The organism is Variovorax atrisoli 110B (genome assembly GCF_000382045.1).
In the GTDB taxonomy this organism is placed as follows: domain Bacteria; phylum Pseudomonadota; class Gammaproteobacteria; order Burkholderiales; family Burkholderiaceae_C; genus Variovorax; species Variovorax atrisoli.
Window position 1 is genome coordinate 1 of record NZ_KB907481.1, and the last position, 12,739, is coordinate 12,739.

The 12,739-nt window shown below is 64.9% G+C and carries 10 protein-coding genes and 1 pseudogene; all 11 read right to left on the reverse strand.

The window, feature by feature from the left end:
- Window positions 1-1,061, reverse strand: a 1,061-nt coding sequence (locus G369_RS39765) for an MCP four helix bundle domain-containing protein (protein WP_019658717.1), incomplete at its 3' end; no start/stop codon positions are given.
- Between the two features lie 19 nt (window positions 1,062-1,080).
- Window positions 1,081-2,799, reverse strand: coding sequence for a methyl-accepting chemotaxis protein (locus G369_RS0134935; RefSeq protein ID WP_026346882.1), 1,719 nt, complete (start codon window positions 2,797-2,799; stop codon window positions 1,081-1,083).
- A gap of 62 nt (window positions 2,800-2,861) precedes the next feature.
- On the reverse strand, window positions 2,862-4,562 hold the full coding sequence (locus G369_RS0134940) for a methyl-accepting chemotaxis protein (protein WP_019658719.1): 1,701 nt from the start codon (window positions 4,560-4,562) through the stop codon (window positions 2,862-2,864).
- A 21-nt stretch (window positions 4,563-4,583) separates the two neighbouring features.
- Entirely contained in the window at window positions 4,584-6,185 is a 1,602-nt protein-coding gene (locus G369_RS0134945) for a methyl-accepting chemotaxis protein (protein WP_019658720.1), read from the reverse strand.
- A gap of 43 nt (window positions 6,186-6,228) precedes the next feature.
- Entirely contained in the window at window positions 6,229-6,723 is a 495-nt protein-coding gene (locus tag G369_RS0134950) for a chemotaxis protein CheW (protein ID WP_051127698.1), read from the reverse strand.
- A gap of 62 nt (window positions 6,724-6,785) precedes the next feature.
- The gene (locus G369_RS39770) at window positions 6,786-8,402 is read right to left on the reverse strand and encodes a methyl-accepting chemotaxis protein (protein ID WP_019658722.1); all 1,617 of its coding nucleotides are present in this window, start codon (window positions 8,400-8,402) and stop codon (window positions 6,786-6,788) included.
- Between the two features lie 17 nt (window positions 8,403-8,419).
- Complete coding sequence (locus tag G369_RS38975) at window positions 8,420-8,572, reverse strand: hypothetical protein (protein WP_020723476.1); 153 nt, start codon at window positions 8,570-8,572, stop codon at window positions 8,420-8,422.
- A gap of 109 nt (window positions 8,573-8,681) precedes the next feature.
- Window positions 8,682-10,388, reverse strand: coding sequence for a methyl-accepting chemotaxis protein (locus G369_RS0134965; RefSeq protein ID WP_019658724.1), 1,707 nt, complete (start codon window positions 10,386-10,388; stop codon window positions 8,682-8,684).
- A gap of 102 nt (window positions 10,389-10,490) precedes the next feature.
- Complete coding sequence (locus G369_RS0134970; protein ID WP_019658725.1) at window positions 10,491-12,209, reverse strand: methyl-accepting chemotaxis protein; 1,719 nt, start codon at window positions 12,207-12,209, stop codon at window positions 10,491-10,493.
- Window positions 12,206-12,505, reverse strand: a complete 300-nt coding sequence (locus tag G369_RS0134975; RefSeq protein ID WP_019656711.1) for a hypothetical protein — start codon at window positions 12,503-12,505, stop codon at window positions 12,206-12,208. The genes G369_RS0134970 and G369_RS0134975 overlap by 4 nt, the downstream gene beginning before the upstream one ends.
- A gap of 6 nt (window positions 12,506-12,511) precedes the next feature.
- Window positions 12,512-12,739 (reverse strand): annotated as a pseudogene (locus tag G369_RS0134980) (methyl-accepting chemotaxis protein); the annotation flags it as partial.

The following is a 12,739-nucleotide window of genomic DNA, read 5'->3' on the forward strand; positions in this document are numbered from 1 at the left end:
GACGACGCATTGATCGAGCCCATGGTGTCGACCACCTGGGAAACCACGCTGCCGCCCTTGACCGCAACTTCGGAGGCCGACACCGCCAGCTGATTCGCCTGACGCGCGTTGTCCGCGTTCTGCTTGACGGTCGAGGTCAGCTCTTCCATCGAGGCCGCCGTCTGCTCCAGCGAGCTCGCCTGCTCTTCCGTACGCGACGAAAGATCCTGATTGCCCGATGCGATCTGCGCCGACGCCGTCGCGATGGTCTCGGTGCCGGTGCGCACTTCGCCCACCACCTTCGCAAGGCTCGCATTCATCTCGCGCAGCGCGTGCATCAGCTTGCCGGTCTCGTCACGGCTCTCGACCGTGATGTTGGCGCTCAGGTCGCCCGCCGCCACCGTTTCGGCCACTTCAACCGCATGGCCCAGCGGGCGGACGATGCCCACGGTCAGGCGCCAGGAGAGCAAGGCGCCCAGCACCAGTGCAACGATCGAAAGCGCCAGCAGGAGCTTCTCGCCGCTCTGGTGGTCCCGATCGATGCCCTTGGCCAACTCGTCGATGCGCTCGCGCTGGAAGGCGGCGAGCTTGGCGACGGCTTCCTCATAGACGGCAAGCGCAGAGGCGAACTGCGTATCGGCCATCACCGCGGCTTCCTCGTCCTTGCCTTCGGCCTTGAGCTTGTTGATGTTGCCGATGACGGTCAGCACCACGCTGCGCGGTTCGGCGATGGCGGAATACAGCTTCTTCTCCTCGGGCGAGGTCAGCATCTCCTCGAGCTTCTTCTGCACCGGATTGATCTGCGCGGACTTGTCGGCACGCGCCTTCTCGAAGTAGGCCACCGCCTTGGGATCCGTCGCCTTGACCATCGCGAAGGAATTGGCGACCGCCGGCCCCAGCAGCACGGACCACTGGGCGGCCAGACGCTCCTTGACCAGCGCGCGCTGCATCATGTCCTCGGTCGCCGCGCCCACGCTGGCCAGCCGCAGCATGCCGGTGGCCGCGATGGCCGCCATCAGGAGCAGCACGGCCGCGAAGCCGAGGCCCAGGCGGGTTCCGATTTTCAGGTTCTTCAGACTCATCGACTCCTCCTACGTGGTTTCAGAATTCGGTCCAGTCGCCCTTGGCGTCACCGGCCATGGCGAGTTGCGGGGAAGCAGCGGGCTCCTTGCGGGTCGGCAGGGCCTTGGCTGGCCGCTTCGCCGCGGGCCTGGCCGGCTTGGGGATCGGCGTGATGCGCGTGAACCCGGGGCGCACGGCGGCGACGGCGTTGGCGTCGAGCTTGAAGATGCTCACGGACTTGACGAGGCTGCCGGCCTGCTCCTGCAGCGACTGGGCTGCGGCGGAAGCCTCTTCGACCAGCGCCGCGTTCTGCTGCGTGACCTGGTCCATCTGCGTGATCGCCTGGTTGATCTGCTCGATGCCCGACGTTTGTTCCTGGCTGGCCGCGGTGATCTCGCCCATGATGTCCGTCACGCGCTTCACGCTGCCAACGATTTCGTCCATGGTGCGACCAGCTTCTTCGACCTGCTTGCTGCCCTCTTCGACCTTCTCGACGGAGTCGCCGATCAGGGTCTTGATCTCCTTGGCTGCTGCAGCGGAGCGTTGGGCCAGGCTGCGGACTTCCGAAGCCACGACTGCAAAGCCGCGGCCCTGCTCGCCTGCTCGGGCTGCTTCGACGGCAGCGTTCAGTGCGAGGATGTTGGTCTGGAATGCGATGCCGTCGATCACGCCGATGATGTCGACGATCTTCTTGGACGAGGCATTGATCGAGCCCATGGTGTCGACCACCTGGGAAACCACGCTGCCGCCCTTGACCGCGACTTCGGAGGCCGAAACCGCCAGCTGGTTGGCTTGACGAGCGTTGTCCGCGTTCTGCTTGACCGTCGAGGTCAGTTCTTCCATCGACGCAGCCGTCTGCTCCAGCGAACTCGCCTGCTCTTCCGTACGCGATGAAAGATCCTGGTTGCCCGATGCGATCTGGCTTGACGCCGTCGCGATCGTGTCCGTGCCGGTACGAACCTCGCTGACGATCTTCACGAGGCTGTCGTTCATGCCCTTCAGCGCCTCGAGCAGTTGCCCGGTCTCGTCCGTCGTGCGGGCCTCGATGCGGCTGGTGAGGTCGCCACCGGCCACCGATTGCGCCACCTTCACCGCCTCCTCCAGGGGACGGGAGACGATGCGAGCGATCCACAGCGCCAGGCCCAGGCCCAGCGCGATGCTGCCCACGAGCAGGCCCAGCACCCAGAGCCTGGCCTCCTGGTGGACGGCGTCGGCAGTCTCGCCCGCGCGGACGGCGCCCCCCAGGTTCACCTTCGTCAGCTTGTCGAGCGCCGCATTCATCTCGTTGCTGAGCTGCTGCGACTTGCCGCGGATCATGTTGCTGGCCTGGTCGGTGTCCTGGGTGTGGGACACGGCGACGATCTTCCTGTGCTCCAGTTCGTATTGCGCGAGAAGTTTCTCGAATACCGGGAAGACCTCGCGCTCCTCGGGTTCCGAGATGAGCCCCGCGTACTCGGTGCGCTTCTTCTGCAGCGCCGCCCACGATTCGTCCATCGCCTTCTCGTAGGCGGCCATTTCGTTGAACGAGCCCGAGAGTGCGTGCGCCATCTCCTGGGAGCGGAAGTTCGAGACCATGCCCTTGAGCTCCAGCAGCGAACGCGTGGCGGGCAGCCAGTTGGTCGAGAGGTCCGTCGATGTCTGGTGGACCTTGGAGAGCTGCAGCATCGAGATCACGCCCAGGCATGCCGTGAGCAGGAGAACCGCGACGAAGGCCACGAGCAGCTTGGTCGCGATCCTGAGGTTGTAGAAGGCTTTGATGATCTTTCCTTGGGGGCCGCGAGGGCCGAGACGCTATGTGTGTGTTATCAGGTGCGTGCGAGTCAGAACTCTCGCCACTCACCGCCGCCGGCCACGGCCAGCTGTTGCGGTCTGGGCAGCGACGGTTCTTCGGCATAGGCCGCAGGTAAACTTTCAGCCTGCGTGCGGGACGCGACGTGCTTGCCGCTTGCATCGAGCTTGAAGATGCTGACCGCGCGCACCAGGCTGCCAGCCTGCTCCTGCAGGGACTGGGCCGCGGCGGAAGCCTCCTCGACCAGCGCGGCGTTCTGCTGCGTCACCTGGTCCATCTGCGTGATCGCCTGGTTGATCTGCTCGATGCCGGAGGTCTGCTCCTGGCTGGCCGCGGTGATCTCGCCCATGATGTCGGTCACGCGCTTCACGCTGCCGACGATTTCGTCCATGGTGCGGCCGGCCTCCTCGACCTGCTTGCTGCCTTCTTCGACCTTCTCGACGGAGTCGCCGATCAGGGTCTTGATCTCCTTGGCGGCTGCAGCGGAGCGTTGGGCCAGGCTGCGCACTTCGGAGGCGACGACTGCAAAGCCGCGGCCCTGCTCACCTGCGCGAGCTGCTTCCACGGCGGCGTTCAGTGCAAGGATGTTCGTCTGGAATGCGATGCCATCGATCACGCCGATGATGTCGACGATCTTCTTGGACGAGGCATTGATAGAGCCCATGGTGTCGACCACCTGGGAAACCACGCTGCCGCCCTTGACAGCGACTTCGGAGGCCGACACTGCCAGCTGGTTGGCTTGGCGGGCGTTGTCAGCGTTCTGCTTGACGGTCGAGGTCAGTTCTTCCATCGAGGCCGCCGTCTGCTCGAGTGAGCTCGCCTGCTGTTCGGTGCGAGAAGAGAGATCCTGGTTGCCCGATGCGATCTGCGCCGACGCCGTCGCGATCGTGTCGCTCGAATCCTTGATCTCCAGCACGATCGACGTCAGTTGCGACTGCATCTTCTGGATGGAGTGCAACAGGCTGCCGTCACGCACTGTGTCGGCCTCGATCGTCAGCGACAGGTCGCCGTCGGCGATGCGGCCCACCACGTCGGCTGCGTACTGCGGCTCGCCGCCGAGTTGCCGGCCCATCAGGCGCGCCACCAGCAGGCCCAGGCCGACGCTGACCACGATGCCGGCCAGCGCCAGCCCGAGCATCGTCACGCGCGAGGTCTTGTAGGTTGCGTCGGCCAGTTCGGCACGCTCGCGCGCGTGATCCTTGCTGTAGGCGACCATGCGCTGCAGCACTTCCTCGAGCCCGCGCGACTCCTTCAGCAGGCGCGCGGTCTCCTCGCTCACCTGGCTGTCGAACTGGGTGCTGTCCAGCGGCTGCTTCTTCAGCAGGGTCACGAAGTCGTTCATGTGCGCCGTCAGCGGCCCGACCAGCCCCTCGAACTGGCCGAAGAGCTTTGCGCCCTCCTCGGTTTCACCGAAGAAAGACTTGACCTCGGCGGCACGCGCAGCGAGCCCGTCCATCGACGCCTTGACCTCGTTCGCGCCCGTATTGCGCTCTCCCAGCGTGCCGGCCGACAGCAGCGTCACCTGGGCGCGGCTGGCGTACAGCAGGCGGATGTTGGCCTCCTGCACGGCCTGCACCGCGCGCAGCTCGTTCGCATAGAGCGCCTCGGTCGACGCGCTGATGCGCCCCATGTGGAAGATGCCGAGCGCGCTCACTGCTGCGCCGATTGCCGCGACCACCAGGAAGCTGAGGATCAGCCGGACGGTGACGCGAAGATTCTGGAACCACTGCATTGTCTTGCCTTCCAAGTTTTCTCAAGCTGCCGATGCAGCGAAGTCCAGCCGATGGGCCTCGTCGACGGCCTGCCTGCCACCCAGTCGGAACACGCCGACCACCTGCGACAGGCTTCCTGCCTGCTCCCTCAGCGACTGGGCCGCTGCTGAAGCCTCTTCGACCAGCGCGGCGTTCTGCTGCGTGACCTGGTCCATCTGGGTAATGGCCTGGTTGATCTGCTCGATGCCGGAGGTCTGCTCCTGGCTGGCCGCGGTGATCTCGCCCATGATGTCGGTCACACGCTTCACGCTGCCGACGATCTCTTCCATCGTGCGGCCGGCTTCCTCGACCTGCTTGCTGCCTTCCTCGACCTTCTCGACCGAGTCGCCGATCAGGGTCTTGATCTCCTTGGCTGCTGCTGCGGAGCGTTGGGCCAGGCTGCGGACTTCGGAGGCGACGACTGCAAAGCCACGGCCCTGCTCGCCTGCTCGGGCTGCTTCGACGGCAGCATTGAGCGCAAGGATGTTCGTCTGGAAGGCGATGCCGTCGATCACGCCGATGATGTCGACGATCTTCTTGGACGAGGCATTGATCGAGCCCATGGTGTCGACCACCTGGGACACGACGCTGCCGCCCTTGACCGCGACTTCGGAGGCAGACACCGCCAGCTGGTTCGCCTGACGCGCGTTGTCCGCGTTCTGCTTCACCGTCGATGTCAGTTCTTCCATCGAGGCCGCCGTCTGCTCCAGTGAGCTCGCCTGCTGTTCGGTGCGAGAAGACAGGTCCTGGTTGCCCGATGCGATCTGGCTCGAAGCCGTCGCGATGGTTTCGGTTCCTTCACGCACCTCGCCCACCACCTTGGCAAGGCTTTCGTTCATGTTCCGCAGCGCCAGCATGAGTTGGCCGGTCTCGTCCCGGCCCTGCACCTCGATGTTGGCGCTCAGGTCGCCCGAGGCGACGGTCTCGGCGACTTCCACCGCGCGCGCCAGGGGCCGCACGATGCTGCGCGAGATGAAATAGGCGAAGACGCCGCCGCTGACCACGATCAGCACGGTCAGCAGCAACTGCAGGTCGAAGCTGCGGGTGTTCGCTGCGTCGATGGCCTCGCTCATGTCGTCGATGGCCTTGCGCTCCAGCGACAGCAGGTCCAGCACGCGGCTTTCATAGGCCTTGGCCGCCGGCTGGAAGACTTCCTTGAAGACGCGTGCGGTCGCCACCGTGTCGCCGCCGGCCTTGGCCTTGCCCACGTCGTCCTTCGCGGCCTGGTACTTCGCGCGCAGCTCGATGATGGACTTGAGGATGGCCTTCTCCTCGTCCGTCACCAGCAGCTTCTCGACCTTGGCGATGGTCTCGCTGCCCTTCTTCACGCTGTCGGAGATGACGTCGGCGAAGACCACCGGCAGGCTCTCGTCGGTGGTGCGGGCGATCATCGAGGTGCGGGCGATGGCCGAATAGGTCAGCACGTACCAGTCGGAGATGAGCCGTTCCTTCGCGAGCGGGCTGCGCATCATGACCCGCGTCGCCTCCGCGCTGTTGCGCGCCGATACCAGGGCGATGGCGGTAGAAACCACGGTCAGGCCGAGGACGATGGCGAAAGCCAGTGCCAGCCGTTTGCCGATTCGGAGGTTGGAGAGCAGGTTCATGGTGCAGGAGTTGGAGGTGAAGGGTGGGGCGGCTGCGCCGCGTTCAGGCCACGGCGGCGGCTTCGACCAGGCCCATCTCCTCGCTGGACATGAGCCGGTCGATGTCCACCAGGATCAGCATCCGCTCGTCCAGCGTGCCCAGCCCGATCAGGTAGTCCGCGTCCAGCACCGAGCCCATCTCCGGCGCCGGCTTGATCTGCTCGCCCGTCAGCGTGATCACGTCCGACACGCTGTCCACCACCATCCCCACCACACGCCCGCCGATGTTCAGCACGATCACCACCGTGAACTGGTCGTACGTCGGCTCCCCAAGCTTGAACTTGATGCGCATGTCGATGATCGGAACAATGATCCCCCGCAGGTTCACCACCCCCTTGATGTATTCCGGCGCGTTCGCGATCCGCGTCACCGCGTCGTACCCGCGCAGCTCCTGCACCTTCTGGATGTCTATCCCGTACTCTTCATCGCCCAGCTTGAAGGTCACCACCTCCAGGCGGCTCACGCCGGCGGCGGAAGAGCCCGAGGCGGCTTGTTGCATGGGATCTCTTGCCTTGTTCAGCATCTTTTCTTCTCCGGTTTGAATGGGGTTGCGTGGTTTCTTCAGGCGGGTTCCGCCACGGCCTCGGCGGCCTCGGCCCTGAAGACGCGCACGGCTTTCACCAGGCCATCGGCCTGTTCCTGCAATGACTGGGCTGCGGCGGAAGCCTCTTCGACCAGAGCGGCGTTCTGCTGCGTCACCTGGTCCATCTGGGTAATGGCCTGGTTGATCTGCTCGATGCCCGACGTTTGTTCCTGGCTGGCCGCGGTGATCTCGCCCATGATGTCGGTCACCCGCTTCACGCTGCCCACGATCTCTTCCATCGTGCGGCCGGCCTCTTCGACCTGTTTGCTGCCCTCTTCGACCTTCTCCACCGAGTCGCCGATCAGGGTCTTGATCTCTTTAGCGGCCGAAGCAGAACGTTGGGCGAGGCTGCGCACTTCGGAGGCGACAACTGCAAAGCCACGGCCCTGCTCGCCTGCTCGGGCTGCCTCTACTGCAGCATTGAGCGCAAGGATGTTGGTCTGGAACGCGATGCCATCGATCACGCCGATGATGTCGACGATCTTCTTGGACGAGGCATTGATCGAGCCCATGGTGTCGACAACCTGCGAGACGACGCTGCCGCCCTTGACTGCGACTTCAGAAGCCGACACCGCCAGTTGGTTCGCCTGTCGAGCGTTGTCCGCGTTCTGCTTGACGGTCGAGGTCAGTTCTTCCATCGAGGCCGCCGTCTGCTCCAGCGAACTCGCCTGCTGTTCGGTGCGAGAAGACAGGTCCTGGTTGCCCGATGCGATCTGGCTCGACGCCGACATCACGCCTGTGACATTGGCGCCCACGTCCGCGACGATGGCGAACAGGTTCGCGCTCATCTGGTTCAGCGCGCGCAGCAGCCCGGTGATCTCGTCGCCGCGCCGCACGTCGAAGCGCACGAGGTCGCCGCCCGCGATGGCACGCGCCACGTGCACCGCTTCGTCGAGCGGCCGGAACACGGTGCGGACCAGGAACTGGCCCAGGCCCAGCCAGGCCAGCGCGAAGCCCGCGCCTCCGGCGGCCATGGCACCCGGCAGCCAGCTCTGCGCGCCGGCCGATGCGACCAGCCGCGACGCCTCCATCCAGCCGAGGACACCCAGGCCCAGCGACAACAGCGCCCCCAGGCCGGTGACGCCGAAGACGCGCTGGCGTACGGGAATGCGGCGCAACCGGGCCAGCGGGTCCTTCCAGCCGCGCGAGATCACTTCGCCCTGCAGCAGCTCGATGTCCTTGGCGCGGCCTTCACGGATGCGGGCGTAAAGCGCCTCGGCTTCGGCCACTTCGGCGCGCCCGGGCTTGCTGCGCACGGACATGTAGCCTTGCGTGCGGCCGTCTCGGCGGATGGGCGTGACGTTGGCCAGCACCCAGTAGAAGTCGCCGTTCTTGCGGCGATTCTTGATGAGGCCGGTCCAGGGAAGCCCTTGCCCCAGCGTCTGCCACAGGTCGGCGAAGGCCTCGGGCGGCACGTCGGGGTGGCGCACGATGTTGTGCGCCTTGCCCATGAGCTCTGCCGCGGTGAAGCCGCTAGCCTCGACGAAAGCCGGGTTGACGTAGGTGATGCGACCCTTCAGGTCGGTGCGGGACACCAGGGCGGCGTCCGGCGACAGTTCGTACTCGATGCCGGTGACGGGAAGATTGACGCGCATGGTCCGTTCGTCCTTCTTCAGGCCAGGGCCGGGCGCTGCTGCGCGACCAGGTCCATCTGCGCGATCGCCTGATTGATCCGCTCGATGCCCGGGATCAGGGCCATCGGCGGCAGTGCCGCCGCGATGCCCGCACCCGGACGAATGCCGTTTGTCAGATCCTTCAAGCTCATACCTCTTTCTTCCTTCTCTAGCGTGAGACCGCGCCGCCGCATTCGATGGATGCGCCAGCACCGTCGTTCTGATATCGGCAGGTACGCGCCAGAGTTGAGCCCTTTGTCATCAGAAAGTGGTCCATTCGTTACCATCGGCGCCGCTCATGACCAACTGGTGCATGGGATTGCCTCCCTTCTCGCCGCGCGGGGAGATCGCCTTTGCCGGCTTCGTGGGCTTCGCAATGGGAGCGATCGGGCTGAAGCCGGGGCGCCGCATGGCACCGGCAGCGGGGTCCAGCTTGAAGATGCCCACGGTCTGCACGAGGCTGCCGGCCTGCTCCTGCAGCGACTGGGCCGCTGCGGACGCCTCTTCGACCAGTGCAGCGTTCTGCTGCGTCACCTGGTCCATCTGCGTGATCGCCTGGTTGATCTGCTCGATGCCCGACGTTTGTTCCTGGCTCGCTGCGGTGATCTCGCCCATGATGTCGGTCACACGCTTCACGCTGCCGACGATTTCGTCCATGGTGCGGCCGGCTTCCTCGACCTGCTTGCTGCCTTCCTCGACCTTCTCGACCGAGTCGCCGATCAGGGTCTTGATCTCCTTGGCTGCTGCAGCGGAGCGTTGGGCCAGGCTGCGCACTTCCGAGGCGACGACTGCAAAGCCGCGGCCCTGCTCGCCTGCTCGGGCTGCTTCAACGGCAGCATTGAGCGCAAGGATGTTGGTCTGGAACGCGATGCCATCGATCACGCCGATGATGTCGACGATCTTCCTGGACGACGCATTGATCGAGCCCATGGTGTCCACCACTTGCGACACCACCATGCCGCCCTTCGTGGCGACTTCGGAGGCGAAGACGGCGAGCTGGTTGGCCTGCCGAGCGCTGTCGGCGTTCTGCTTGACTGTCGAGGTCAGTTCCTCCATCGAGGCGGCGGTCTGCTCAAGCGAGCTCGCCTGCTCTTCGGTGCGCGACGACAGGTCCTGGGTGCCGGACGCGATCTGGCTCGAAGCCGTCGCGATCGTGTCCGTGCCGAGGCGGACTTCGCCGACCACCTTGGCGAGGCTCGTGTTCATGTCCTTCAGCGCCTGCATGAGCTGGCCGACCTCGTCGCGGTTTTCAACGCGGATGTCCACGCGCAGGTCGCCGGAGGCCACGGTCTCCGCCGCTTCGACTGCATGGCGCAGGGGTCGCACGATGCCCGCACTCAGTCGCCAGGCGAAGAGCGCGCCCAGCACGACGGCAACCGCAGCCAGCGACAGAAGCATGATCCGGCCTGAAAAATAGTCTTCGGCGATGTCGCGGGCAGCCGCGTCGATCTCGTCGTGCTGGTGCTGGTCCACCTTGTCGACTGCGCTGCCATAGGCGGCCAGCGCCTCGGAGAAAGTGGTGTCGACCATCTTCTGCGCTTCTTCGATCTGGCCCCGGTCCTTGAGCATGGTCAAGTTCGTCACGATCTCGCGCACCTTGGTTCGCGCGACCATGACCTGTTCGTAGAGCGCTTTCTCCTCGGGCGTGCTCAGCTTCGACTGGAACTCCTTCTGAACCGACGAGATGCGCTCCATGCCGGTCGACTGGAGCTTGGCGAAATAGGCTTCGAGCCTGGTATCCGGCGCCTTGATCATGGCGATGGTGGCGACCGAGTTCGACCTGAGAGTGCTCTGCCATTCGCCGGCCAGGCGCTCCTTCGTCAACGCCTGCGTCATCATCCTCTCGGTGGCCTGGCTCACGTGGGCGAGCCTCCACAGCCCGATGCCGGCCATGCAGGCCACAAGCAACAGCATCACCGCAAAGCCCAGGCCCAGGCGGGTGCTGATTCTCAGGTCCTTGAATTTCATACTTCCTCTACTGATGACAGGGGACGGCACCCATGCTTGCGCGATGCGCAACACCGTCACACCGTTATCGGCCTCGGAATCTCGGACCTTCAATTTGTTAACTCAGAACTCCGTCCAGTCACCTTTGTCGTCGCCGGCCATGGCGAGTTGTGGCGCGGCAGAGGGCTGCTTGCGCGTCGGCAGGGCCTGGGCAGGCGGCTTCGGTGCAGGCTTGGCCGGCTTGGGGATCGGCGTGATGCGCGTGAACCCGGGGCGCACGGTGGCAACGGCATTCGTGTCGAGCTTGAAGATGCTGACCGCGCGCACCAGGCTGCCGGCCTGCTCCTGCAGCGACTGGGCCGCTGCGGAAGCCTCTTCGACCAAAGCCGCATTCTGCTGCGTGACCTGGTCCATCTGCGTGATTGCCTGGTTGATCTGCTCGATGCCCGACGTTTGTTCTTGGCTGGCCGCAGTGATCTCGCCCATGATGTCGGTCACGCGCTTCACGCTGCCGACGATTTCGTCCATCGTGCGACCAGCTTCTTCAACCTGCTTGCTGCCCTCCTCGACCTTCTCGACCGAGTCGCCGATCAGGGTCTTGATCTCCTTGGCTGCTGCAGCGGAGCGTTGGGCCAGGCTGCGGACTTCCGAAGCGACAACTGCGAAGCCACGGCCCTGCTCGCCTGCTCGGGCTGCTTCAACGGCAGCGTTCAGTGCGAGGATGTTCGTCTGGAACGCGATGCCATCGATCACGCCGATGATGTCGACGATCTTCTTGGACGACGCATTGATCGAGCCCATGGTGTCGACCACCTGGGAAACCACGCTGCCGCCCTTGACCGCAACTTCGGAGGCCGACACCGCCAGCTGATTGGCTTGACGCGCGTTGTCCGCGTTCTGCTTGACGGTCGAGGTCAGTTCTTCCATCGACGCCGCCGTCTGCTCCAGCGAACTCGCCTGCTCTTCCGTACGCGACGAAAGATCCTGATTGCCCGAGGCAATCTGGCTCGACGCCGTCGCGATCGTGTCCGTGCCGGTGCGCACCTCGCTGACGATCTTCACGAGGCTTTCGTTCATCTCCTTGAGGGCATGCATCAGCCGGCCCGTCTCGTCCTTGGACGCCACCTCGATGCGCGAACTGATGTCGCCCGCCGCGACCTTCTCGGCCACCTGCACGGCCTGGCCGATGGGGCGGGTGATGGAGCGCGTGATGAGCCATGCGATGGCCGCACCGATGAGAACTGCAAGGCAGCCCAGCGCCAGCATGAGGTTGCGCGACCATGCGTAGCCCGCGGCGGCTTCGTCGTTGGCTTCCTGCGAACGCTTTTCCTGATGTTCGGCCATCGCATCGAGTTCTGCGAGCACAGACCTCACCGCGGGTTGGAACTTCGAGATGAAGAGCGATGTCGCCTCTTCGTTGTTGTTCTGCAGGCCCAGCTCGCTGAGGCGCGCGTTCAAGGGCACCAGCACGGCCACCTTCTCGTCGATACGTGCAAGGAGCGCCTTGCCTTCGGCGGTCGTCAGCAGCTTCTCCAGCACGGCGCGGCTCGTGGTGAAGCGATCGCGCGCAGCGGCGATCTTCTTCATCTCCTCGCGCATCGCGCCATCTTCGGTCAGGAGGATCAGGTTGCTGTCGAGGATGGCGATGTCGCGGATCGCGTCCACCATCTTGTTGACCGAGGCCACCTTGACGTTGTTGCCGGTGACGATGCCGTTCAGCCGCGTCTGGATGTCGGTCATCGCATTGAGACCGAGGACCGCGATGCCGGCCAGGAGAAGAAGCACTGCGGCAAAGCCCGCGCCGAGGCGCGTGCCGATCTTGAGATTGAGAAACGAGTTCATGGGGAGAGGTTTTTTTCGGAAATCTTCGTGTTGACGTGCTCGAGCAGCCGGTCGAGCCGGTCCGACACCTTGGCCGCGTCATGGGTCGAACGGGTGACCGAACGCATGACGAGCCAGACGATGGCGATCGCGGTAAGCAGGGCCGCCACGCCGAGCACCAACACAGTCTGTTGCGCCCACTCGTAGCCGGCACCCGCCTGGAAGCCGAGGCTCAGCGCGATGACCAGGAGGAGCAACAGGATGGCAAAGCGCGCGCCGATGCGCAGGGCTCGCCTGGGACTGATACGCGTACGCATGGATCTTCAGGCCGGCAGGGCTTCCTCTTGTGCGTCGAGCTTGAATGTGCTGACTGCGCGCACGAGGCTGTCGGCCTGTTCCTGAAGCGACTGGGCCGCGGCGGAAGCCTCTTCGACCAGCGCCGCGTTCTGCTGCGTGACCTGGTCCATCTGGGTGATCGCCTGGTTGATCTGCTCGATGCCGGAGGTCTGCTCCTGGCTGGCCGCGGTGATCTCGCCCATGATGTCGGTCAC